Origin of the sequence: Spirosoma liriopis (assembly GCF_023196085.1) — a bacterium.
Classification (GTDB): domain Bacteria; phylum Bacteroidota; class Bacteroidia; order Cytophagales; family Spirosomataceae; genus Spirosoma; species Spirosoma oryzicola.
In genome coordinates this window covers 410,232-434,263 of the sequence record NZ_JALPRF010000001.1, presented here as the reverse complement: position 1 = coordinate 434,263, position 24,032 = coordinate 410,232, and the positions used below count along the sequence as shown (strand labels likewise).

The 24,032-nt window shown below is 48.0% G+C and carries 19 protein-coding genes; 12 read left to right on the top strand and 7 right to left on the bottom strand.

Annotated features, from left to right (window positions below):
- Nucleotides 1–108: 108 nt before the first annotated feature.
- Nucleotides 109–3,792: a PAS domain S-box protein gene (locus M0L20_RS01845; RefSeq protein WP_248475365.1), complete on the top strand. Its 3,684-nt coding sequence runs from the start codon at nucleotides 109–111 to the stop codon at nucleotides 3,790–3,792.
- Nucleotides 3,793–3,862: 70 nt separating this feature from the next.
- Here the strand turns inward: M0L20_RS01845 and M0L20_RS01840 are convergent, their stop codons facing one another.
- Entirely contained in the window at nucleotides 3,863–4,300 is a 438-nt protein-coding gene (locus tag M0L20_RS01840; RefSeq protein ID WP_232559119.1) for a WapI family immunity protein, read from the bottom strand.
- A 348-nt stretch (nucleotides 4,301–4,648) separates the two neighbouring features.
- On the opposite strand from M0L20_RS01840, the gene M0L20_RS01835 reads away from it, so the two are divergent.
- From M0L20_RS01835 to M0L20_RS01805, 7 genes are all read left to right on the top strand, one after another.
- Nucleotides 4,649–5,029, top strand: a complete 381-nt coding sequence (locus tag M0L20_RS01835; protein ID WP_232559118.1) for a response regulator — start codon at nucleotides 4,649–4,651, stop codon at nucleotides 5,027–5,029.
- 118 nt (nucleotides 5,030–5,147) lie between these two features.
- Entirely contained in the window at nucleotides 5,148–5,909 is a 762-nt protein-coding gene (locus M0L20_RS01830) for an MBL fold metallo-hydrolase (RefSeq protein WP_248475364.1), read from the top strand.
- An 89-nt stretch (nucleotides 5,910–5,998) separates the two neighbouring features.
- Nucleotides 5,999–7,030, top strand: coding sequence for an oxygenase MpaB family protein (locus M0L20_RS01825; RefSeq protein ID WP_248475363.1), 1,032 nt, complete (start codon nucleotides 5,999–6,001; stop codon nucleotides 7,028–7,030).
- 77 nt (nucleotides 7,031–7,107) lie between these two features.
- Nucleotides 7,108–8,484: a tRNA uridine-5-carboxymethylaminomethyl(34) synthesis GTPase MnmE gene (mnmE, locus tag M0L20_RS01820; protein ID WP_248475362.1), complete on the top strand. Its 1,377-nt coding sequence runs from the start codon at nucleotides 7,108–7,110 to the stop codon at nucleotides 8,482–8,484.
- 230 nt (nucleotides 8,485–8,714) lie between these two features.
- Nucleotides 8,715–8,948, top strand: coding sequence for a hypothetical protein (locus M0L20_RS01815; protein WP_248475361.1), 234 nt, complete (start codon nucleotides 8,715–8,717; stop codon nucleotides 8,946–8,948).
- A gap of 155 nt (nucleotides 8,949–9,103) precedes the next feature.
- A complete protein-coding gene (locus M0L20_RS01810; protein ID WP_248475360.1) occupies nucleotides 9,104–9,262 on the top strand; it encodes a helix-turn-helix domain-containing protein in 159 nt (52 codons plus the stop codon).
- A gap of 2 nt (nucleotides 9,263–9,264) precedes the next feature.
- Entirely contained in the window at nucleotides 9,265–9,450 is a 186-nt protein-coding gene (locus M0L20_RS01805) for a hypothetical protein (protein ID WP_248475359.1), read from the top strand.
- Between the two features lie 208 nt (nucleotides 9,451–9,658).
- Here M0L20_RS01805 and M0L20_RS01800 read toward each other — a convergent pair whose 3' ends face one another.
- Nucleotides 9,659–11,143 (bottom strand): T9SS type A sorting domain-containing protein, encoded by a 1,485-nt coding sequence (locus M0L20_RS01800; RefSeq protein WP_248475358.1) that lies wholly within the window; start codon nucleotides 11,141–11,143, stop codon nucleotides 9,659–9,661.
- A gap of 1,881 nt (nucleotides 11,144–13,024) precedes the next feature.
- On the opposite strand from M0L20_RS01800, the gene M0L20_RS01795 reads away from it, so the two are divergent.
- A complete protein-coding gene (locus M0L20_RS01795; protein ID WP_248475357.1) occupies nucleotides 13,025–13,846 on the top strand; it encodes a glycosyltransferase family 2 protein in 822 nt (273 codons plus the stop codon).
- Here the strand turns inward: M0L20_RS01795 and M0L20_RS01790 are convergent.
- The 4 genes from M0L20_RS01790 to M0L20_RS01775 all read right to left on the bottom strand — a co-directional run bounded on the left by M0L20_RS01790 (nucleotide 13,792) and on the right by M0L20_RS01775 (nucleotide 19,519).
- Complete coding sequence (locus M0L20_RS01790; RefSeq protein WP_248475356.1) at nucleotides 13,792–14,913, bottom strand: glycosyltransferase; 1,122 nt, start codon at nucleotides 14,911–14,913, stop codon at nucleotides 13,792–13,794. The two genes, M0L20_RS01795 and M0L20_RS01790, sit on opposite strands and share 55 nt — an antisense overlap.
- A complete protein-coding gene (locus tag M0L20_RS01785; protein ID WP_248475355.1) occupies nucleotides 14,903–15,988 on the bottom strand; it encodes a glycosyltransferase in 1,086 nt (361 codons plus the stop codon). Before M0L20_RS01785 ends, M0L20_RS01790 begins: the two co-directional genes overlap by 11 nt.
- Nucleotides 15,989–16,471: 483 nt before the next feature.
- Nucleotides 16,472–18,493 (bottom strand): right-handed parallel beta-helix repeat-containing protein, encoded by a 2,022-nt coding sequence (locus tag M0L20_RS01780; protein ID WP_248475354.1) that lies wholly within the window; start codon nucleotides 18,491–18,493, stop codon nucleotides 16,472–16,474.
- Nucleotides 18,494–18,730: 237 nt separating this feature from the next.
- Complete coding sequence (locus M0L20_RS01775; RefSeq protein ID WP_248475353.1) at nucleotides 18,731–19,519, bottom strand: bestrophin-like domain; 789 nt, start codon at nucleotides 19,517–19,519, stop codon at nucleotides 18,731–18,733.
- A 440-nt stretch (nucleotides 19,520–19,959) separates the two neighbouring features.
- On the opposite strand from M0L20_RS01775, the gene M0L20_RS01770 reads away from it, so the two are divergent.
- From M0L20_RS01770 to M0L20_RS01760, 3 genes are all read left to right on the top strand, one after another.
- On the top strand, nucleotides 19,960–20,214 hold the full coding sequence (locus M0L20_RS01770) for a hypothetical protein (RefSeq protein ID WP_232559109.1): 255 nt from the start codon (nucleotides 19,960–19,962) through the stop codon (nucleotides 20,212–20,214).
- 278 nt (nucleotides 20,215–20,492) lie between these two features.
- The gene (locus M0L20_RS01765) at nucleotides 20,493–21,032 is read left to right on the top strand and encodes a gluconate 2-dehydrogenase subunit 3 family protein (RefSeq protein ID WP_248475352.1); all 540 of its coding nucleotides are present in this window, start codon (nucleotides 20,493–20,495) and stop codon (nucleotides 21,030–21,032) included.
- A 40-nt stretch (nucleotides 21,033–21,072) separates the two neighbouring features.
- Nucleotides 21,073–22,791: a GMC oxidoreductase gene (locus M0L20_RS01760; RefSeq protein WP_248475351.1), complete on the top strand. Its 1,719-nt coding sequence runs from the start codon at nucleotides 21,073–21,075 to the stop codon at nucleotides 22,789–22,791.
- A gap of 231 nt (nucleotides 22,792–23,022) precedes the next feature.
- Here the strand turns inward: M0L20_RS01760 and M0L20_RS01755 are convergent, their stop codons facing one another.
- Nucleotides 23,023–24,027 carry a glycosyltransferase family 2 protein gene (locus M0L20_RS01755; protein WP_248475350.1) on the bottom strand — a complete coding sequence of 335 codons (1,005 nt, stop codon included), beginning with the start codon at nucleotides 24,025–24,027 and terminating at the stop codon, nucleotides 23,023–23,025.
- Nucleotides 24,028–24,032 lie beyond the last annotated feature (5 nt).

Below are 24,032 nucleotides of genomic sequence, written 5' to 3'. Positions count from 1 at the left end.
GTGGGAAATTGATATTTTTTTTACATTTAATCAGTGAGTCAATAAAGGTATACGTTATCACTGACAGTCAAGTTACTTCTATAATTACCTACTCACTGACGGTTAACTATGCAATGGTCTGCCAAAACAAAAGATGAATTAGTCGCCGAGATTCAACGGCTTCATCATGAACGCGATGGGGTAGCGCTGGCGGATGGAACGCCCTATACGGATGTTCGTCAGACGCTCGATCAGCTTAATTTAATCGGCGTTACCGTCGATCAGGAAGGAACCTTACTGTATGTCAATCCCTACACGTATCGCGTAACAGCCTGGCAACCGGATGAGGTTGTTGGGAAAAACTTCTTTGACGTTTTTATTCCGGCGGCTGACCGGGCTCGGCTCGAACTGGAATTTCAAGAAGCGCTTACTAAACGCGTCAATCCTGAACAGAAAGAAGTTAGTCTGCTGGCCCGTAGCGGAGCGGTCCGAAACGTACGGCTCAACTCGTTTATCATCAATCCCGCCGATGATCTTAAGGCAACGTCGTTTACGCTGATCGGCGAAGACGTTACCAATAAACGGCGCGTAGCGTCGGCCTTATCGAATACCAACGCGCAGTTGCAGGATCTGGTCGATAATACGTCGGATCTGATTCAGCTTCTGACACTGGACGGTAAGTTTATTTTTGTCAATAAAGCCTGGCGTGAGATGCTCGGCTACAGTTCGGACGAAATCGCAGCGCTTAACCTGCGCGACGTGCTGCATCCTGACTATACCGATAGTACGCTGGCGATGCTCAGTCGTATTCAGAACGGCGATAAGTTGCCTTATTTTGAAACGGTTTTTCGCAGTCGATCCGGCAAAACGCTTTTTCTGTCGGGTAGTGTCAACTGCCGGTTCGATAACGGTCGTCCGACGGCGTTCCGTTGCATCCTGCACGATATAACCGGTAAGATTCGGGCGGAAAAATCGCAGAAGCTGTACTATAGCATCGCCAACTGGACGATCAATACGCCCAATCTAAACGAGCTGTATCACAAGATTCATGAGGAATTGGGCAACATCATCGATGCGCGCAACTTTTTCATTGCCCTCTACGATTCCAGTAAAACCTACCTGTCGTTTCCGTACTACGTCGATGAGTATTTCGGGGGCAACATGCGGTTTACCAAACGGAAGCTGGGCAACGGCCTTACCGAATACACGATTCGGGCAAACAAGCCCTTGTTTCTGTACGAAAAAGACATTCGGCAGCTGGCCGAACAGCATCAGATCGACTTGTACGGGCAGCTCCAACCGCAGGTGATGCTAACGGCCCCCCTGCGGATTGGTGACGAAATCACGGGGATTATTGGCGTTAAATCGTACGATGACGCCCAAATATACGGTCCCCGCGATCTGGAATTACTGGAGTTTATTTCGGGGCAGGTCGCGCTGGCGATTGCCCGCAAGCAGTCGGAGGCTGTACTGGACAAGCAGAACGCCCGACTCAATGCCATTTTTGACAGCAGCACGTATCTGATCTGGTCGGTCAATAAAGCGCTGAAGCTGACGTCGTTCAACAAAAACTACACGCGCCTGATCGAGTACCAACTGGACGAGTCACCGATGATTCAGTCGAGTGCGCCCAAGCTGGGCTGGCGGATGATCGGGGAAGAAAACCGGAAAATGCTGGAAGAAAAGTACCGGCAGGCGTTCCGGGGCTTTCCGCAAAACTTCGAGCTGTATTTCGAAACCGTTCGGGGAGAAACCTACCTGGAATTTCACCTGAATCCGATCCTGCTGGCCGGGGGCGTCATTGATGAAGTATCGGGTATCGCCCGGGATATCACCAACCGCAAACGAGCCGAAATTGCGACCCGGCAAAGCGAAGAAAAATTCCGGGGAATTTTCGAAAACCTACAGGATATTTACGTTCGGGTGGATCGCAAAGGGCGGATTACCATGATTAGCCCATCGGTCTTCAAACGCATGGGATACACGCCCGAAGAAGTGCTGGGACAGGATGCCACGCAGTATTTCGTTGACAAGAGTGTGATTCACCGGGCCATGATTAAGTTGGGTCGTAATCACAGCCTGCGCAACTTTGAAGTAAGTATGCGTCGAAAAGACGGTACCGAGCGGCAGTTTATGTTCAATATGCTGCTTTTGAAGGACGAGCAGGGCGATTACTCGGTGGTGGCCGTGCTGGCCCGTGACATTACAGAACTCAAACGGCAGTCGGCTGAGCTGGTCAAAGCCAAAGAAGAAGCCGAACGTTCGTTAAAAGTAAAAGAACGGTTCCTCGCCAACATGAGCCACGAAATCCGGACGCCGATGAACGGGGTTATTGGCATGATCGACCTGCTGAACGACACCCGGCTTGACGATGAGCAGCGTAGCTACGTGAAAACCATCAAGCGGTCGTCAGAAACGTTGCTCAATATCCTGAACGACATTCTGGATCTCTCCAAGATTGAGGCTGGTAAAATGGCGCTGCACGAGTCACCGGTCGCCTTCCGGGAAATTTTCGATAAACTCATCGCGCTTTTTGGGCAGCAGGCCAGTTCTAAAAACAACGAACTGACGTACCACATCAGTCCTGACTTGCCAGTTTATGTCATTGCTGACCAGACCCGGCTGTTACAAATCCTGTCGAACCTAACCTCCAATGCGATCAAGTTCACGGAGAACGGCACCGTGCGCGTGGAAGCCTCGCTGATCAGCAAGCGCGGTAAATTCAACCGAATTCGGATCAATGTAAACGATTCGGGTATCGGGATCTCACCGGAGAATATTAACCTGCTGTTCAACTCATTCAGTCAGGTCGATACGTCGTCACGGAAGTCATTCGGAGGAACCGGTCTTGGCTTGGCTATCTCCAAAGAGTTGGCCAGTCTGATGAAAGGGGATGTTGGCGTAGAATCGGAGGTGGGCAAGGGCAGTACATTCTGGTTTACGATTGAACTGAAAGAAACGGCCATCAGCCCAACCCCACAAAATACCGAAGTCGCCGAAGTTGCGTTAGCGAATTTCTTCAGCGATTACCACCCCAACGTGCTACTCGTTGATGATAACGCCGTCAATCGGAAAGTCGCCAGCGAAATTCTGCGCAAAGCGGGTTGTGTCGTCGTTACGGCTGATAGTGGTCCGGCTGCCATCCGGGAAGTCGAAACGCGAATCGATAAAGTTCAGGGTGACGCCTTCGACGTTATTTTCATGGACATTCAGATGCCGGATATGGACGGGGTTGAAACGACGCGTAACCTGCGCGAGCAGTTTGGCAAGCAGCTTCCGAAAGTAGTGGCCATGACGGCTTATTCCATGCGGGAAGACCGGGAGCGATTTATCAGTCAGGGGCTTGACGATTATATTGCTAAGCCTATCCGTGCGCAGAGCCTGATAGCGAAGGTGAAAGAAATTACGGATGCCAACCGGGCCAGGCAGCAGGCGATTCCTGTCCAATCACCAAAGGTAAGCGCGGTTGTCGTGGAACCTGCGCTGCCCATCATCGACGAAGACATTGTCAGTCAACTTCGCGACATCGGTGGACAGGAATTGGTTGATAGCATCATGGAGGAATTTGTGACGGAAGCTACCGAACTGGTCAACGGCGCGGTTGAAGCTTACAAACTCGGCGATATTCCCACCGTCAAAAGTCACCTGCATACGCTTAAAGGCAGTGCCGGAACGATTGGTGTATCCCGTGTCGCGGATATTTCCCGTACAGCCGAGGGTAAGCTCAAGGTGAACGATACGAGCGGACTGGCCGAGGCTTTGCAGGCATTAGAAGCTGCGTTCTCCGAGTTTTTGGCAGAGTGGACAAAATAAAAAAACGCGGGGGCTGTTTGAGCAGCCCCCGCGTAAGTTATAAACGGGCCGTTGTTTATCGATCCGTTGATTAGTCTCTTACAGGAAACCGCTTGAGCTGCCGTTCCAGATCCTGAATAGCTCCTTGAAGTTCCCGCTTGTCGGGAGTGACCGGCAGATAAAAAGGGATTCTGTCGCGCTTCCAGTTGGGCAAAGCGTCTGAACTAAGCTTAATCCGGAACCGGTAGTCACCTTTCCCAATTGAAACATGACTAAATCCCAGCGCCGGGTCAACAAAACTTAGCTTGGAACATAATTCCTGACCATCCTCCATGGAGCGCATCCACTTCAGGAGTAATTCCATTTCCCAGGTTGATAAGATAGATGCCGTGCGGACGTAATTGTGCGCTTGGTAAGACGTTTTTAGACTGACAATAAGCCAGTTGCGGTCCATAAAGTAAGGCGAGTCACTGCATTCATAATCAAGAATGTTCAGCTCAAAAGAGCCTTCAGGTCCGGTCAGTTTCATAGAGTAGGTTAGCAAGAAGGTTTAACACACAAGAAGCTACATTAACAACGTAGTGTGGCAGGCAGTGGCAGTCACTAACAGACGGTACGGAGCCGTCAGCGCAGAGTAAAGAACAGTAACTCTATAGTAGTTAGTGGATAGGAGAAATAAACTTACGAATAAAATTGGATTGATGTACTACTCAAGTGTATTTTTTTTATAAAAATTGGTTTGTATCAGTGCAGGAAAAAGCTTACCTACTTATAAACCAATGAAATTATGATTTCGGACCCTTAACGCCCTTTTTTGCGTTTGCGGATAAAATGCTAATTTCACCTCGCTAAAACATAACACGATTCCCCAAGCCCTATGTCAGCTTCCAAACGCGTCCTGATTGCCGAAGATAGCTCTGTTATCCAGAATCTGGCTCGTAAAATTCTTGAGTTCCAGAATTACGATATTACGGCTGTAAAAAACGGCGAACAGGTATTGCAGATTCTTGAGAAAGAAGATTTTAGTATCCTGCTGTTAGATATCAACATGCCTATCATGGATGGTATGGAGTGCGTTCGGCGCGTTCGGGCCTTACCCGAAAAAGAGAAAGCCGCCGTTCCAATCGTTGCCATCACGGGTAACGCTAAAAATTACACCGAAGAAGAATTCAAAACGGCGGGCTTTAACGACGTTCTGGTTAAGCCACTCAATTTTGATCGGTTGGTCGAAGTTGTGAACCAATTGACAGATAAATAATTAGTGAATGTGCGGATTGGTGATTAATGAAGCTGGTGTTTCAGTGATCGACTGTTTGCTAGTTTGCAGAATCGCCAGCCCGGTCATCTAACGTGCCTTGGGCACTCATTCACTACGTATGATTATAACACTGCTGGGAACAGGAACATCGTCGGGAGTGCCGTTGATTGGATGCGAGTGCGATGTGTGCCGATCCGTAGATTTTCGCGATAAACGGCTCCGCTCGTCTATTCATATTGCGGTAGACGGGCGGAGTTTCGTTGTCGATACAGGGCCGGATTTCCGTCAGCAGATGCTGCGTCTTGATCTCAAACAACTCGACGCTGTTTTGTTTACGCACGAACACAAAGACCATACCGCAGGTCTGGACGAGGTTCGTGCTTTTAATTTCCGGTCGGGCCGGGACATGCCCATCTACGCCCGTTCGACGGTTCTCAATCAGCTGGAACGGGAGTTTTCGTACATATTTTCCGAACACAAGTACCCCGGCATTCCACAGATTCGTGTTCACGAAATTCAAAATGAACCGTTCGACGTAGAAGGAGTGACGGTCATACCCATCGAAGTACTGCATCATAAATTACCCGTTTTCGGGTTTCGCATCGGCGACTTTACGTATCTGACCGACCTCAACTACATTGAGGAAGGGGAGCTACGTAAAGTGTATGGTACCAAAGTTTTGGTGCTTGATGCACTCCAGCGGCAACCACACATTTCGCATTTTACGCTTGACCAGGCTGTTGACCTGGCAAATCGTATCGGCGCCGATCAGACCTATTTTACGCACATCAGCCATCGACTTGGCTTACATCGGGAGGTCGAGAACGAGTTACCGACGCATATCCGGCTCGGTTACGACGGCTTGCGGATCAGGGTATAGTGCTGAGTAATGAGTGTCCTTCTGACAAGATTCGCTCCAAACCAATTTCTTACGCACGACGTTACTGAGTTGAAACCAGTAGCCATCCGATGCCAACCTTAATTAAACCCTCGCGACTATTTTCGAACGAGCTGTTGCAACGCTGTCGGCAGCAGGGCGACCCAGCCGCCGATGCGGTAATAGCAACCGTTGTCGAGGAGAATGGCCGTGACGCACTTCGTCAGCTAATGACATGGCTGGCCGATAACCATAACTTTGCGACGGATGGGCAGCCGGAAGCGGTACGCACTTTTTTTGCTACGTACAATCGATTGCCAGCCTGGGCGGATGCCAAACAGATGGCCGAAGGCATGCGGTTCTTTAAAAAAAACGCGGGTCAGATCGGGCTGATTCTGGGTTGTTTCTCATTGCCCTACTGCTACTTAGGGGCCGATGGCGCTCAAGTTCTATGGTTAACGGAACGGATTAAAAACGATACGGTTCGGCGGTTGCAGGAAACCGGTGAGTGGGTGTTTGGTATCAACGACCCTAAGGAATGGGTAAGTGAAAAAGCCGTAAATCGAACGCTTAAAGTACGACTGATTCATGCCGGAGCGCGCTGGTTTTCAACGCACTCAGGACGGTGGAATATGAACTGGGGAACTCCGGTAAACCAGGAGGATATGGCCGGTACCAACCTGGCTTTTTCGTACATTGTGCTGCTGGGCCTGCGTAAAGTGGGCGTACTGTCCACGGAACAGGAGGAAGAAAGCTACCTGCATCACATCAATGTTGTTGGATACCTGAATGGGGTCAGCGAAGAGTTGTTGCCGCAAAATCTTCGGGAAGCTTATCTGCTGGGCCGTTCCATCGCTCAGCGTCATTTTAAGCCGTCAGAAGCGGGCGAAGGACTGACCCGTTCGTTACTCAACGCCATTGTTCAGCAGGTAAGCGACACGGCGAGCCAATCAGCGGAAAAACGACCCGAAACGATAAGGAACCTCGCTGCGGGGCAAATGCGTTTCTTTCTCGGCGATCAATATGCCGACTGGCTTGCTATTCCAAAGGCCGCTCTTGAAAAACGGCTGGTAGGCATAACGAGTCGATTGCCTGTTTTTTCGGGTCAACTACCTGGTCTTTAGTTTACGTCTTTGTGAGGATATCAGGCCGATGTACTCACAGAGCATGAACGTCAGACTCTAACTTATACACAATACACTTGTTTCAGCTAGATCCTATTGCTGCTTTGGCTACTGCGCCGGGCATTGGTGCCATTGCCATCATTCGCGTTTCGGGCGAAGGGGCGGTCGATATAACCGACCGCTTGTTTAACGGAAAAGATCTTACCCAACAGGCGTCTCATACGGCTCATTTCGGCACTTTGCGAAATACGGATGGCAGCATTATCGATGAAGTACTCGTTACGGTTTTTCGTGCGCCAAAGTCCTTCACTAAAGAGGATGTTGTCGAGATTTCGTGCCACGGTTCCGAGTTTATTATTCAGCAGATTCTGCGTCGGCTGAGTGGGGAAGGGGTTAGACTGGCTCGTCCGGGTGAGTTTACGCAGCGGGCTTTCCTCAATGGTCAGTTTGATCTGGTTCAGGCCGAAGCCGTAGCCGACCTGATTGCATCCGATTCCGACGCCAGCCATCGAGCCGCACTAAGCCAGCTGCGCGGTGGGTTTTCCAAACAACTCAAAGCGTTGCGTCAGCAATTGATCGACTTTGTTGCCTTGGTCGAGCTGGAACTTGATTTTGGCGAGGAAGACGTTGAATTTGCTCACCGCGATCAACTTCGGCAACTGATGCTTGCTATTCGGCGGGTACTTCATCCGTTGCTTGATTCGTTTTCGACGGGAAATGCAATTAAAAATGGTGTTCCTACGGTCATCGTGGGTAAGCCTAACGCGGGAAAATCAACGTTGCTCAATGCTTTGTTAAACGAGGAGAAAGCCATTGTGTCGGATATTCCTGGTACAACGCGCGATGTAATTGAGGACGAATTATTTATTGATGGCATCCGTTTTCGGTTGATCGATACGGCTGGTCTGCGGCAGGCTACGGATCAGATTGAAGCCATCGGCATTGAACGAACGCAACAGAAAATGCGCGATGCGGCTATGGTCGTTTATCTTTTCGATGGCAAAAATATCGAGCCAGCAGAGCTACAAACGGCTATCGCAGAAGTTCGAACGTCGGGCAAGCCATACCTGTTGGTTGGCAATAAAATGGACGTACTGACCGACGAAAAAAAACAGGATCTCGAAACCATTGCTGCCGAACCCATTATCTGGATCTCAGCGGCTACGCACACGCATCTGGAAGAATTAAAGGCGGCTTTATCAGCGCGGGTCCGAACGGATGCCGCTGTGCAGACAGGTAGCGCGGTTGTAACGAACGCGCGCCATTATGAACACCTTATCGGGACGGATAATGCACTCGCTCGGGCGATTAATGGACTTGATGCAAGCGTCACCCCCGATTGGCTGGCTATGGATTTACGAGTCGCTTTGCAACACTTGGGAGAATTAACGGGAGAAATAACAACCGATGACTTACTTGATTCTATTTTTAGTAAATTCTGTATCGGAAAGTAACCGTAATTAATAACCTTATATCGACATACCAACAAACAGTACAGAAAGCCCGTTAGAGGGCTTTATTTGTGGTTGTTACTGTACGTTTATTCAGTGATAGTAATTGTTTGTTGAGTGAATAGTTGTACCTCTAGAACAAGCGTTTCGTGGTGGCCCGTTTTTCGGGGCATTAATGCTACAAACTGACACGCTGAGTCTTGTTGTGCCGTAGTACTGACAAACTCTGGCCAATGAATTCAAACATACGCATCAACCATATTTACGAGCAGTGCGGTAAAGAGTTCGAAGCGCGCAAGATAACCTCAAAAACGGGTAGTGATGCTTGCGCCAAGAAAGCCTACAAGGTTCGCAAAAGAACCGTACAGGCCAGTAATGAGCAGGTTCGACAAAGGATCGTGAACCCTATTGACGATATGAAAGAGCAGCAGTTTCTGACCGTCAATGAGCCGACCCATTCGGATTAGCCGTCATGGCCTATACTGACTCAATGAAGGGGGGAGTTACCATTCTGTAAGCTTGACCGTCGGACAGTTATCAGGCGCGCTGACATTGACCGCTTGTTTGATCGACCTGCCGAGCTTCTGGAAAAAGCCAGATCCGTACCGGTGCCGCTGTCCGAATGCTACACTATGAAGGAGATACGGCAGAATACGGCATTTCTGAAAAAGCCTTGTATGAGCTTATTCAGCGTAATGGAATACCCAAGCAGTATAGCGGTATCTACGCTTATGTGCCAAAGAGCCGGATTAACGAACTACTATCCATGACCTCAGAATAAATATGATCAAAGTCAAACTTAGAAAGAAACACATTACCGACGGTCGAACAAGTCTTTATCTTGACTATTATCCGGCTATCCCTCACCCTGATACGGGTAAACCAACCCGACGCGAGTTTTTAGGAATGTATCTGTTTAATCGGCCTAAAACGCCCGCCGACAAAATAAAGTGCTCAAGTAGTGGGTGAAGGATGCGGAATTACTAAGCTAACCACATTTTACTCTTTTCGACACACCTTCGCTATGTTGCAGCTTTATCCACCGAGAAAATGACTCAGATTTATGCCAAGAGTCTTGATCAGGCTAAGCGTTATGTATCTGGTAAGATGCAAATTGAATTTAGAGAAGTCAAATCAGTAAATATGTTAAAATAAGTGTTTATTAATATAAGTACAGTTACTTAATTACTTTTACCGTTTGTTGTTGAGTAGGTGTAGTTACTTGTAACAGATAGATACCTGCCGATGTTCCTGTTGGCAGTGCAATGCGTTCTTGGGCGCTTGCTTGACTGACTACTTTTTGGCTTACCAAGCGTCCCTGTTCGTCAATTATTTTCACATGAAGTGCTTGATTCATAGCACCCCTTACTTCAGCCTGTACCGTTTCGCTACTAGTTGGATTTCCTAGAACACGTACCTCCAGCTCAGAATGAAGCTCTGACCCCGCCCCCTGGCGATAGCTACCCAGTGGACATACAGCTCTGATATTCCATTCGTAGCTAAACTCTCGACCATTTTGCCGCGCTCTTAAAACAATGAATGGTGCATCAGCCGCGGTACGCGTTTCTTTATCAACAAATTGATGTGGATTCATTGTCCAGCCAGTAATACCAATGGCCATAAATTCAACCGGTGAACCCTCTCCGCCTGTTGTCTGAAACGTAAACGCTCCACTCGCGCAATCATACTCGGGTGCGATCAAGCGCAAATTGCCAAGATTCCCAGTTGGACACTGTGCCCGTATATCCCACACATACGAAACCTCCTGATTACTTTGCCGTGCCCGCAAGGTAATAGGTTGCGCATCAGCCGCGGTACGTGTCTCTCGATCGACGAATTGATTAGGGTTCGTTGTCCAGCCGGTAATGCCTGGTACAGCGTAATACTCAATAGGTGATCCATCTCCACCAGTTGTTATGAATTGGAAAGCACCGGTTTGACAGTCGTATGTGGGTGGTGCGAAAGCAAGCGGTCTGACTGGGAGCTGATTATCCTTGACTGTAATCTGAAAGAGGTCCCCAACTGAATAAGCCCCATTGAACCCCTGTTCACTAGTCGCTACAATTAGTACATTGTAAATTCCCTCTGTAGTAGGTGTACCGGTCACGTAAGCATAACCGGGAGGAAGACCCGGCACAGTTGAAAGAACCATACCGGGTGGTAGTCCGTAGGCTGTGTAACTAAAACGAGTACGGTAATCATAGCCATGACTGCGGGTGGTAAAGTGGTCATCAATATCAATGGGTATTAGTGATTCACCAACGACTGCTGTTAAATCAGAAATTGGACTTATTACGACTGGTATAAGACTTTTAATGAATGAAGGGGAGGTACATTGAGCTTGTACGTCAAACGAATAGTTAACTGTAATTCCACTTTGCGTTGCTCTAATAAGAATTGGGCCAGTACTTGGATCAATACGCCATTTCTCATCAACAATTCCCGTATTGCTACCAGCCGAAGTAAGGCTGGCTCCTGTAGCAACAAAGGTTATTAGCGACTCGTCGCCACCCGCAATATTAAAGGTAATAAATCCTGAATAGCAATCGTAGGTGGGTTCAACGAGTTGAAGCGGGGATTGTGCCCTTAAAGAACATGAAATAATCAACGCAAGGAGGCTGATTAACCAAGTACTATGTAAGGTAATAGATTTATGTTTCATAGATCATTTTTTATAGATGATGTATAGGTTTTAGTTCTAATCAAAATGTATTCTTAGAAAATGAAATAGGGTTTTGTTTGGGCTTAGAAAAACGTTATGTCTAGAGGCAAATATTGGAAGAGTATTTATCTATAAGGTGCCTGTCCCTTTAAAAAAACCATAAAGCCTGACTCGTGTTGAAGACGGGCTTTATACCTTTTCTTGCTTTACCATTAATTACATTGTTTCTGTACTGACCAGCTGTCGCTTGTTCCCTGCGTAGCAGTTTCTACAATTACTGTGTAGGTTCTGGCTGTGTTGTGTAGATAAACGAAACGTTTTCGGCTCCGGCTGTAATAAACGGCGACCCAGAGACCCATATTGCTAGTTGTGCTGATAAAGCCATTGTGTCCACTCGTCCAGAGTTGTTGGACTGACTAAGCAACCGTGTTACCTAAATCATCACGGATACAAATCGATCCGGTACATCTTCGGGCGAGAAAGAAACTCTAATAGTAGAACCGTTGCAAACACCTGTAAATCTAATACTTTATTAGGGTAGATATAAAAACCGTTACCAGTATACCGCTAACTATAATACTGACTACAGATGCCCTCGCGCTACCCTTTTTGTTAAGCTAAGTAGCGACATCGCGTTCGTTGCTACAACTGGACTGAAAAACGACTAATAAGCCAAAGGCCATTAGGGAAGTGACTAAACTATTTTTCATAAGAGTACGTAGTTGGTGTAGTTGCTAAGTACTACAGATGATTTAATAGTCGCAAGTGATATTGATTTATTTATAATTGAGCGTATCTAGTATCTTTTTAATGTGTAAAAAAGTGTGTCTCTAGACTATCACGTCTATAAACACTCTCCTAATAATCCTAATACCGTATAAAAAAATATATAAATAATTACATGCGAAGCCTGATAAATACAATGAGATATATAAACGTAATTTGAAGTAAACCTTATCAAGGATCATTTATATGTTTTTAAAAGAAAAAAACGAAAAGCTCAACTCGTACTGAAAGCAAACTTTTTTATTGATAGCGCTTATTGCGACAGCATATAAAACTTTAAAACCTAATTATCCTTGGTTAGATTCGTTAGTCTCTTGCGTAATGTGTCTGTGCTTATTTGCGCCGTATTCTCACAATAAATTATGGTTCTCATAGCAGGTTGTTAAGCGGAATAAGTTTAATAAGTATGGGTTCAATAAACCCGGATACGATATGTCCGGGTTTATTTGTGCTGCTTCCTCACTGGACCAGTCATAGCTACTTACGTACAGAAAGTACTGGTTAAGCAGACACCAGAATGAATTGTTAATTGTCTTTCAGTAAGCTCGTCTGCCCCTGTGTTCGATCTTATTTGGACCACATTCTCATTATAAATCCTACTTCTTTGTGCAGCGTGTTAAGCTAGTACTATTAAACAGGTTGGATTTAGTAAGCATGGGCGTCGTGCGTTCGGGCTTATTTGTATTCATCAGCGATGATAAGGTAATAAGTAAACTCATGTGCTGAGGCAGTAAATTACACAACATACAAAGCCAACGTCTAGCCATAATGGCGTAAATACGTTAGTTGTGCAAACTCCCGACTTGACTGAAAGTGAGGTATTTCCAATGGTTTTACAATCCGCTGCTGTAGACAACTACATGAATTACGTCTCTGACTGCCTAGTAGTTTGAGCTGCTTTTTTGCCACAATACGTTACCGATCAAAGCTATAATTCTTCATAACATAATGGTTCGATCTTCTCTTTTAGTTAAAAGCTAGACTCACTGATTAATCAGTCTAAAAGAAATTGGTTGAGCATAAGCCTTTTCTAAAGCCGTTCATCGGTGAGCCTGTAAAGAGATGTCGGCTGGCGTAATCGAATAAACCTGTTTAATGAAGAAAATATCGGTATTAACCATTGTCCATAATCGGGAGAAGGCGTTAGTTAATCTAATCGACGGACTCAATCAAAGTCATCTCATGCCCGCTGAGCTGGTACTCATCTACATGAATGAAAAGCCTTATACAGTACCTAAAACATCGTTTCCGCTTGTCGAGCAACCCATTCACCACAGCAATCATCTGCCTTTGGCTCAAGCCAGGAACAGAGCCGTAGAGGCTGCATCCTACGATGATCTGGTTTTTTTGGACGTCGATTGCATTCCTCACCGCAGCATGCTCGGACATTATGCCAATGCCTTTGAACAGGATAGCAAGCTCTGGTCAGGACAAGTTCGGTATCTGCACCAAAACGCGGTCGAAGAAGCCGATTTCTGGCATCGGTTGGACGAATTAAGTAAAGCCGATCCGATTCGTACCAGCTCCGAATGCTTACCGTATCATTTGTTCTGGTCCTTGAACTTTGGCTGTAGCAAACAAACCTTCGATCAGATAGGCCGCTTTGACGAGGGCTACGGCGGCTACGGGGCCGAAGATACCGACTTTGCTTTCAGTGCACGCCAGGCTGCCGTTCCGTTAGCAATGATACCTGCTTTGGCGTACCACCAGTACCATACGAGTTACGATCCACCCCTAAACCACCTTCGGGATATCATAGCCAACGCTACCTTTTTTAAAAAGAAATGGCATGTGTGGCCCATGGAAGGATGGCTGGCGAAATTCCAGCAGCGGGGGTTTATTCACTGGACGGAGGATCATATTCAGTTACTACGCGAACCTTCAACCGCCGAATTGCTATCGGCACTCAAGGAGTAGTCACCAGAATTATAGATTGATCCGTACGTCTGGCGGATCAGCTGAGCGGCCCGCGCCGTGGCTTCCTCGTCGACAATTCCTTGCCAATGTGGCTCACGAGCTGCTGTAGCGGTCAGTACAGCGGGCCAATTGGTCTGGTAAAGTTCATGGGGATGAACAACATAGGCTAGCGCTAGCTGATCCAGTATCGTCGCTTTGATCAACTGCTCTTCGAAAGGCCGTTGCTCCGGAATAACGATAAAGCGCTTGTTGAGAGCGGCCATCTCCATAACGGTGTTGTGGCCCGCATTGCCAATTACCAGTACGCACCGCTCCAGGATCAAACGAGGATCATCAAGCTGACCATGCCATATAACGTTGGTCGGTACACAGTCCGTCGTTGAACCGGCTAGCTTACCCACAACTTCAAAGATCCAGTCGGGGGCTTGCCGGGCAATATGTATCAGAAATGTTGCGTCAAGGCTAGTTCCGCCTGCCCCCACTAAAACCGCTGCCCGATTTGCTTGTTCACCCGAGCGGCTATTGACCTGGAGTGGGTATCGGGAAAAGCCTCCGGTATAAACCAGTTTATTGGCCAGCCAGGGCGTTTCCTCCTGCTTCATCATCGGTGAAAAGGGGGCAAGCACTACTTCAGCACTCTGATAAGCCAGTTGATGGGGTAGATCCTGCCGATTGCCATGCTGCTTGATGACAATCGTTGGCACGCCACTCAACCTGGCCAGCAGGGCTACTTCGACCGAAACGTCAACCACGAACAGCAGTGGCGATACCCGATTAAAAAATTCGGTTAGTAAAGCCGTTCGTTGCCGCTGGCCCTCAACGTTCAGTGGAGCATAATGTAGCCCCTCGACCGGATTGCCTTCGGCGTAGTGCCTGTCTGCTGAAGAAGGGGTATCCATCGGCAGTTCAATGCAGTTGATGGAGTCCGGAATCAGGGATGAGTAGGCCGCTAATCGACTGCCTAAGAAGGTAATCTGGCAATCAGTCAACAACGTACTGATTGCCAGACACCGCATCAGATGGCCTGATCCGTGATGGTGAACATAAAACGCAATATTAATTGGCATAGACCAACGACGGTGTAGAAATAAGTTGAGCAAAAAGCTGTTCGTAGGCGTCGACCATCCGTTCTACATCCAACTCGCTTTCGGCTCGCTGCCGGCAGTCGGCTCGGTTTAATAAAGCCGCCTGATTGATGCAGCGGGCCAGCTCGGAAGGAGACGAACTGCTTGTCAAACAACCCGACTTTTCGCACAAAATCGATGGCAATGCCCCTCGGGCGATACCTGCTACCGGCGTGCCGCAGGCCAGGCTTTCGGCTACGACCAGGCCGAAGGGTTCATCCCAGCAAGGAGTAATAACGCTTACATCGGCGTTGCCAATATAGTGGTTCAGCTGCTCGTGGCTGCAATTACCCACCAGTTCAACGGAATCGTCCAGCAGGGGTTGTACGTAGATATCGAAGTAGCTCCGATCCGCAATGCTGCCAGCAATCTTAATTTTTCTACCTGCTTCTTTAGCCGCCTGAATCGCCAGGTGAGTGCCTTTATCGGGATGAATACGGCCAAACCATAACACGTAGCCTCCCGTGGGCTGGTCAACAAAGGTCCAGCGCGTGGTGTCAACGCCATTGGAGACTACTTCACAATCGCCAACAAATGGCCGCCATGCCTCGGCATTAGGTTTGGAAACGCTTACATACCGGATCTGGCCCCGCTTTTTTTCATGGCGAATCGCCCGCTTCAACTCAAAAATAGGGGGCGTGTGCAGGACAGTAAGCATGGGCGTTTGAATCAGAGAAGCCATGGTGATGGGCACATAATTCAGGCTGTTGTTGAAGATTATATCATGCCCCTGCCCGTCAATATCCTGCATCAGCTCCAAGTAAGCGTGATGGGTAGAAATAAATTCTTCACTTAGTTCATGCGACCGGAAGCGACTAAAGGTTTCCCGGTCGTAATCGGTATCACTCATGATAACCCGCACATTGAGGGCGGGGTCCGAGAGTTCGCTGGCATATAAGGTAATCTGATGCCCTCTGTTTTTCAGACGAAGACAAACGTCATGCGTGAATGCCTCTAGTCCCCCCATATACGGCTTGCGGATAGGGTGCTTGAGATGGGCAATAATTCCTATGTTCATCGGTTGAGTAGTGGTTTGTTATAATGTGCTTGCTGTAATTGCGTTTATGAGCCTAACAATCATCCAGGTAAGTATATAAGTGATCCTTTGTCGAAGTAGATTGTTTTAGCGGATTATTCGGCTGTAGGACATTATAGACATACAAACGGATCAGTGGTTAACTCATATGATTCTAAGCGCCTATTGGTCAGCACTTAAAAATAGATTAGCCCATAAGGCAGGATTTAAACAATATCGATGGAGTTAATCGACCGTTATTGTGCGGTCTGATCATTAGGGAGATCAGCGGCCTCAATCGCGTAAGTTTGCTAATGGGCAACGCGCCGGGCACGCTTCTAGTGGATGTAAGCAAACAAGCTAAAATTCTGCTCCGCTAAACACATCTGTCAACCAACAAAGCCTGAATCGTCGCTGATTCAGGCTTTGTTATTAGTAGCAGTTCGGTAGAAAGTACCGAACCCCTTAGACGTATCTATAGGTCGATCAATAGGTATTGTTAGCTGCCCCAGCCGCTTGCCTTACATTGGGTATACCGTTATTTTCCGTACCCGCTGCTTTGATGTAAACGTTTGTGCCAATCACGTTGCGGGTAGCCTGCGTGTTGTAAAGATAAATCAGCTCGTACCCATTGGTATTCAACGCGTTTGATAAATTATTGCCTGATACAGCATAGTAGCCTGTGTTATCAAGGGTGAGCGCACTGTTAGCCGCAACCACAACCGTGTTTCCGGTAAAACTGCCGTACTTACAGCTGGAAAAACGGCACATGGTGATGGCAGAATTGGCTGTCGTCGGATTATAAAAGGTGTTGCCCGTCACTGTCAACCATTGAGTACCAAAAGCTTGAAGGGGCGCTCCTTTGGTGGTGCACGTGTTACCCGAGACAGTGATGTACTGGGTCAGATTCCGGTTATTATCCGAGATGCCAATGCCTGCGAAGGTGTTATTAACGCCCAGGGCGACATTATTAACTATATTTACGTAGCGGGCATTGACCACTTCGTACCCAATCTCCTTGGCGTCTACCGTCTGGTTGTTGCTGATGCGAGCATTTTGCATCAGACCCGATAGCGATACACTCATCCCATACGTACTGTTGATGCCTAGATTACGAAACTCATTGTCATGAATATCGATTCCATCCAACCGGTATACACCATCAAACCCGTGCGACAGGATTTCGATGCCCATCCGACCTATGTTGAAAAACTTGTTGTGGTGAATACGGATGTTGCGGGAAGTCTCACCCTGATTAGATCCCTCCGAGTATTGACTCATGCTAATAGCGTTGAAGTCGGCCAGGGGTGCGGTAAAGCTACAGTGGTCAATCTCATAACCGTCTAGCTTTGACTGCTCATTGGTAGCGACCATCCCGTAACCATAGTTGCCTGCCACCTGTGAGACCAGATGTAGCCCGGTTAAGCGGATGTTGTTGCAGGTGTGAAAGGTCCAGATCATGGTGGCGGCATTGATAGCACTTGTTTTAAGAACAGCCGCCCCCTGTCCATCCAGGACAATATTGCTCTTGTTGTCAATGGAAATATTGCTGGTGAAGGTATACTCGCCAGGGGGAAGTATAATGCGGGCTCCCGTTGCGGGAGCCGCATTGATCGCCGTTTGAATCGCCTGATTGGTAAACCCATCAACGACGATGTTGGGGGCCGCAGCCGCGGTGGCTCTCGCCCCTGCATTAGAATCACCTTTCTCTCCCTTAGGAATCACCAGATTGAGCTTGAAATCAGGGGCGCTACCCGTAATCGTTGCTGAGGCATCGGAGCCCGCTTTGCCGGTTTTGACCTGACCAATACTTAAATTGATAAGCGGATTAGCTCCCGTCGCCGATACGGGTTGCGTAACTACCGCTGTCGTTTGGGTGTCAGGCTGTTGTGACGTCTCGCCCGTGACTACGTACATGGCCTCTGCTTGTCTGCTTGTAGGCAAAACCGACCGGGAACCGATGGGATTTACGGCGAGGATGGCCTTTTCAACAAACTGGCTTTGATCGTTAGCAATTGCGTTACCCCGTAATAAACGAAAAGCCGTCGTGTTAGACAGCGAAGCGAAGCGGCCACGTACGGTATAGGAGACCGAAGGTCGCGTAGTGGGACTAAGTGTGGCACCAACGTAATCAACATAACTGCCCCCCGTCTGACGGAAGCCTTCGGGCATAACGAGTTTGATGCGAAAGCTACTGGCCGACTCGGTGAAAAACATGGATGCTGGTGTAATATCAAGTAGTTCGGCTGTAATAACTAACTCTACTTCATCTTCTAAGTTGATTGTTGCTTGACGAACCTGAATCGAGAAACGGATAGGATCGTTGTTTGTAATCGGGGAGGATCGAAAGGAGGGCTTGTTTGCTTTACTGTCAATCTTGGATGAAGCGGGGTTGTCTATCAGGGAAGGCGCTGGTCGGGGCAGGCTTGCAGGCGCCGATAGCACCAAATACGCAGGACATAAAGTCACACCTAATAGGGCGATGACTCTTTTTGAGAAGTAATTCATACGTTGTTGTAAAGATTTAGGCGATAGAATTAATTGATAAATAGTTAGCACTAAATGCATACTCAGGGTTTAAACTCTACAAAAGCTGTAGTGTTTAAGTAGTTGTCGATTGGTGTAGTGGATGTACTGCGTTGCTGTTCTGTTATTGATTTGGTTGTAGCTGTAGCTATGAACGTCACGTTCATCATCGCTAGCTTGAGATTACTCGTTTCGGATAGGGAACAGCGAACGGACTTGTCAAAAGTCAATCATCACCTTTTTTAGCACCAGCTCATAGGCATTCGTGCTTACGCTTACCTCTCCCCAATACGGATGATCCAAACTCACAATCAGAAAAATTAACAGACCCAGCATAATAGCTAACAAACTATTTAACAGACCATGAAACCAAAAGGAGGGTACTACAAATAACCCCGCGAAGATCAGTGTCAGCAGCGCGCCTAATAGAACTACCCACCAAATAACGGCCGGTACTCCGCCACCAATGGCTTCGGCTCGCAAACGACGTAGCTCGGCCAAATTGTTAAAGGCTTGCAGGGCTTGCTGATGGATAAGTTCATGAGCCGTTGTGTCAGGTCCATAGCCTAGCAATAACGTCTGAAGCCGCAGAAATTCCGTAGATTCCTCATCATCAATGATGCCCAGGCGCTGGTTGGGCCAAGAGCGCTGCACGATGTGCTGCGTGTAGCGTCGGAGTTGAGCGTGTAAAGGTTTCCGTTGGACAGGTGCATAGCCACTTAAGTTACGGTAGAGTACCGACAGTTGAGCCGCTTCACGGGAGGCCAAGCCAGAAGCCTGTGTGTAATTCTGCCAAGTGGCGACCGTCAGCAGGCCCAATAGCAGGCCATACAGAAGACTCACTCCCGAGAAAAACCATCCGACGGTGCCGTTATCGATAAGCGCAGCGGTAGAACTACGCTGAAGAGGGCGCCGAACCAGCAGGAGGCTAAGCCAGGAAAGGGCAATAAAAACGAGGACAAGTGTTAGGGCTAATAGCCAGGAGGGGAAGTTATAGAGCCAAACCATGGGGCTGAAGAACGTATGTGCGCCCTAAGGTTGCAACTACGCCAAACGGTTGTTGTGAGTGTACTGATGCAGCTATAGACCTTCTTTTGCAGGCAATTGTTCGAGGATAATAGACTTCCTGCCTGTTGCTGGCCGCGACCTGTGTTTGATGCGTGTACTCTCTTTGCTGCTTTAGCATCAAGTCAGTCGCTTCAGCTAGACAGAAAGGGTCCATTCATAGTTGAATCAGTATCTATATACTTACTAGGGTGTAAAAATTGTGTACGTATGGTGCATTGATCGATTATTTTAGGACTCGATGCACAGCTTAGTAGTTAGTATTGTCTACCGTTACCTAAAATGTCTGGTTGGTAACCGTCACACGTACGGACATTTTTATCCGGCTACTATCGTTGTAATGTTTACGCGATAGCAGAAAAAAAGAATAAACATTTCCTACCATGAAAATTACTCGAGAGAATTATGATCGCCAGCCGATGCTGATTCGGCAAGGGGCATTGGCATTATGGGGTGTCCCACTGGCCAAACGCGAAGACTTGTGTCGGATGCGCGAACTTTATAGTCTGGAGGGTTTCTTTGTCGAGGCTTGCTACGATAAAGAAACAAATAAGTTAACCTGCATTTGTTCGTTCACCAGATCCGACCGGTTGCTGCCTTATGTGGAGCCAGTAGAAGTTTCTAGCATAGAGACATAGCTTAGTGGAAGGCTACCTAGTTGCTCAGGATCGGTTCTCGAACTGTCTCGTTTCTATTTTCGAGACTTTCCAGAAAAAGTAACGATTCTCGTCAATAGGCCTGATATGCAGGTAAGTACGTGAAGCTTCCACTATGGCTAGTAGCACGATAGAAATAATAGTTTTTTGTTAAGCCTTAATGTATTATCTTTAACCAATAATTTATTAAACTATCTCCTGTTATAGTTCACGAACTAAGGAGCGTTTAACTCTTAAAACCAACCTACAACGCACCTCTTATGCAAAGACGTTCTGCGTTAAAGAACTTAGCAATGACCCTTGGTAGCCTGGCCAGCTTACCTGCCTGGGCCTCCGGCTGGACCCCCGATTCGCTAGGAACTGTTTCAACCTTGTCGATTAGCGAAGAAGCGCTTCTGGGCGATATTGTAGAAACCTTTATCCCGACAACTACTACTCCCGGTGCTAAATCGCTCAACGTACATCTGTTCGTTATGCGTATGGTTAAAGACTGCTACGGTGAACCGGCCCAGGCGACGCTTCAGAAAGGAATTGCGCTCCTGGAGGAAACGGCTCAGCAAACGTACAGTAAGCCATTTTCGGAAGGTGATGCCGCTCAACGCATGGATCTCCTTGCCAAATTGAGCGCACTGACAGACCCAGCGGGTCAGGCGTTTGTGAGCATGGTAAAAAAGTTGACCATTCAGGGATATATGAATTCGGAATATTACCTGGTGAACGTTGAGAAGTTCAACATGGCACCGGGCTTTTATCACGGCTGCGTCCCCGTCCCCAAACTAGCCGTCAACGGTACTAACTAGTGAGTTATCTCTTTTTTCGTTACCCTTATTGCTGATATTCATGTCTTTTTTAACCATAGATTCGATAAAAGACCGCACCTTCGACGCCATTGTAGTGGGTTCGGGAATTAGCGGTGGCTGGGCAGCCAAAGAATTGACCGGTAAAGGATTACGAACCCTCGTACTGGAGCGGGGTCGGGACGTAAAACACATTACCGATTACCCTACCACGCTTATGCAGCCCTGGGAGTTTGCGCACCTTGGTCAATTATCAAAAGAATATATCGAGGCTAACCCGGTAGCTAGCCGGTGTTACGCCAATAGAGAAGACGCGACGCATTTTTTTGTTCAGGATGCCGAACACCCTTATGTACAGGAGAAGCCCTTCGACTGGATTCGGGGCTATCACGTAGGAGGTAAATCGCTGATGTGGGCGCGGGGAACCCAACGCTGGTCGGAGTACGATTTTGAAGGGCCGGCGCGGGATGGGTTTGCGGTAGACTGGCCCATTCGATACACTGATCTGGCTCCCTGGTACAGCTATGTAGAAAAATTCGCGGGTATATCGGGCAATAAGGATGGTCTGTCGGTCTTGCCTGATGGGGAGTTTCTGCCTCCTCACGAGCAATCCTGCGTGGAAAAGCACTTTTCCGACCAAATGGCTAAGCAATACAAAGGTACCCGACCAGTTATCATTGGTCGCTGTGCACACCTGACCAAGCCACAACCCATTCATTACCAGCAGGGACGTGCTCAATGTCAGAATCGTTCGTTGTGCCAGCGGGGTTGCCCATACGGGGGGTATTTCAGCAGCAATTCATCCACGTTACCCTGGGCTGCTAAAACCGGAAAAATGACGCTCCGGCCCGACTCGGTTGTGCATTCCATTATTTATGACGAAAAGCTCGGCAAGGCATCGGGAGTGCGGGTTGTGGACGCCCATACGAAGCAGATGACTGAGTATTATGCCAAAATCATTTTCCTCAATGCTGCCTGCCTGAATACCAATCTGGTCCTGCTGAACTCAAAGTCGAACCGTTTTCCTAATGGGCTTGGCAATGACAATGGCTTGTTGGGTAAATACGTGGCATTCCACAATTTCCGTACGACCATCTCTGCCGAACACGAAGGGTTTCAGGATTCAACGACCGCTGGTATCCGGCCCAACGGTAGCTATATCCCTCGTTTCCGCAACGTACTCAAGCAGGAAACCGACTTCCTGCGGGGCTATGCAGCGGGCTTCGGTTCCAGCCGCCCTACGAGCGTCGACACATCGGCTATGGGGGAAGATCTGAAGTCAAGCCTTATGCAACCCAAGTACGGCAATTGGCGGGTCAGTTCGCACATGATGGGGGAGACGATTCCGAAAGAAAGCAATTACGTAGCGCTCGACTCCGTCCTGACCGATGCCTGGGGTATCCCGCAACTGAAAATTTCGGTAGCGTACGATGATAACGACGAGAAGATGATTGCCGATTTCCATGAGCAAATGACGGAAATGCTGACGGTGTCGGGCTTTACAAACATCCGGACTCACGACAAACCAGACAAAGCGCCGGGGCTCGACATTCACGAAATGGGCGGTGTGCGCATGGGAAAAGACCCTAAAACCTCCATGTTGAACAAATGGAACCAGCTGCACAACTGCAAAAATGTATTTGTGACGGATGGCGCTTGCATGACATCGACATCCACCCAGAATCCATCACTCACGTTCATGGCCATCACGGCACGAGCCGCCGACCATGCCGTAAAAGAAATGAAAAGGGGTATGCTGTAAGTTCTGCGGTTTAACGAGAGTGAAAACCTATAGCTTGACGTAGTTCCTGATCAACAATTTAGCCGGGCTGTCTACTTGCGTAAGTAAGTAGACAGCCCGGCTATTTTTCTTTTCACGCTTTCTGTAGCTGATAGCAAAATTCCTTGCGTCTCGATTCAATAGGACGCATAAGCTACTACAGGCGATGCTACAACGTTAGCGTTTAGACTAAACGCTTAGCTGGTCGCTGGGCTACGAAGTCAAATCACTCACTACCGTGCGCCAGGGATCTGACCAATCGGCACCTGGGCGTTTATACTGATGATAATGACCCTTCCACAACGCGGCCAGAATCGTACAAAGGAGTCCTGAGCGCGTCGTTCGGAACTGATAACGAAGCAGAGTATGAGCTTGGTAAGCTTTCACTTTTCTCAGGGTCAGCGCAGGTACACCGTTCATTGGGGATATATATTGATGAACCTCCGTCAAAAATTGGATTTGGTCTTGCAATTCGACTAGTTTTTGAGTTCGTCTGCTGGGTTTTTCGGTTGGTTCCAGAGCTGAATTAGCGGGCGGGCGGGCTCCAGTTCCAACTACCTGATTTGCATGTTGCCGATAGCCAATCAACGATTCCTCAATAAAAAACAAGGAGTTGGATGCGCTGGCTGCTAATACCAGCCACCAGTCGTGCATACCCTTACTGACTGATCGGGGAAAGGGAAGGGCGGTTGCCAGCAGTTTACGCTGAAGTGCTAACGTGCATCCCGGTATTCGATTACTCAACAGATTGATATCGAAAGCGAATCCGTTCTGCCAGGCTGTTCGGGTCGAAAGATTGAACGAATTGACATCCCAAATGGTGTTATCCAGGCTCAGACCCGTTTCATTCAGTAGAATTGCGTTCGAGAAAACCGCTTTCGCTTGTGGATGAAAGCGTAAAAAATCGCACGTTTGCTTAATCTTCCCAGTCATCCAGACATCGTCTTGGTCGCAGAGGAAGATAATGTCTCCGGTACATCGGGTAAGAGCTTGCTCAAAGTTGCGTGTTACTCCCAGCGTAGCAGCGTTTTGGTGAATATGGACGGCAAAAGGAGCGTTGATGGCGAAGGACCGGGCAATGGTTAATGTTTGATCTACTGAGCCATCGTCGCAGATAACCAACTCGTCCGGCAATTGCGTCTGGTCAGCTATACTTTGTAGCTGCTCCGCAAGGTATAAGGCTCCGTTATAAGTGCAAAGCGCGACTGAGATTCTCATTTTTA

Coding starts and splice junctions, on each gene's coding strand:
- M0L20_RS01795 (WP_248475357.1), top strand. CDS start 13,025: ATGAAGAAAATATCGGTATTAACCATTGTCCATAATCGGGAGAAGGCG.
- M0L20_RS01800 (WP_248475358.1), bottom strand. CDS start 11,143: ATGAAACATAAATCTATTACCTTACATAGTACTTGGTTAATCAGCCTC.
- M0L20_RS01755 (WP_248475350.1), bottom strand. CDS start 24,027: ATGAGAATCTCAGTCGCGCTTTGCACTTATAACGGAGCCTTATACCTT.
- M0L20_RS01840 (WP_232559119.1), bottom strand. CDS start 4,300: ATGAAACTGACCGGACCTGAAGGCTCTTTTGAGCTGAACATTCTTGAT.
- M0L20_RS01785 (WP_248475355.1), bottom strand. CDS start 15,988: ATGAACATAGGAATTATTGCCCATCTCAAGCACCCTATCCGCAAGCCG.
- M0L20_RS01835 (WP_232559118.1), top strand. CDS start 4,649: ATGTCAGCTTCCAAACGCGTCCTGATTGCCGAAGATAGCTCTGTTATC.
- M0L20_RS01770 (WP_232559109.1), top strand. CDS start 19,960: ATGAAAATTACTCGAGAGAATTATGATCGCCAGCCGATGCTGATTCGG.
- M0L20_RS01815 (WP_248475361.1), top strand. CDS start 8,715: ATGAATTCAAACATACGCATCAACCATATTTACGAGCAGTGCGGTAAA.
- M0L20_RS01825 (WP_248475363.1), top strand. CDS start 5,999: ATGCCAACCTTAATTAAACCCTCGCGACTATTTTCGAACGAGCTGTTG.
- M0L20_RS01760 (WP_248475351.1), top strand. CDS start 21,073: ATGTCTTTTTTAACCATAGATTCGATAAAAGACCGCACCTTCGACGCC.
- M0L20_RS01780 (WP_248475354.1), bottom strand. CDS start 18,493: ATGAATTACTTCTCAAAAAGAGTCATCGCCCTATTAGGTGTGACTTTA.
- M0L20_RS01805 (WP_248475359.1), top strand. CDS start 9,265: ATGATCAAAGTCAAACTTAGAAAGAAACACATTACCGACGGTCGAACA.
- M0L20_RS01775 (WP_248475353.1), bottom strand. CDS start 19,519: ATGGTTTGGCTCTATAACTTCCCCTCCTGGCTATTAGCCCTAACACTT.
- M0L20_RS01845 (WP_248475365.1), top strand. CDS start 109: ATGCAATGGTCTGCCAAAACAAAAGATGAATTAGTCGCCGAGATTCAA.
- M0L20_RS01765 (WP_248475352.1), top strand. CDS start 20,493: ATGCAAAGACGTTCTGCGTTAAAGAACTTAGCAATGACCCTTGGTAGC.
- M0L20_RS01830 (WP_248475364.1), top strand. CDS start 5,148: ATGATTATAACACTGCTGGGAACAGGAACATCGTCGGGAGTGCCGTTG.
- M0L20_RS01810 (WP_248475360.1), top strand. CDS start 9,104: ATGCTACACTATGAAGGAGATACGGCAGAATACGGCATTTCTGAAAAA.
- M0L20_RS01790 (WP_248475356.1), bottom strand. CDS start 14,913: ATGCCAATTAATATTGCGTTTTATGTTCACCATCACGGATCAGGCCAT.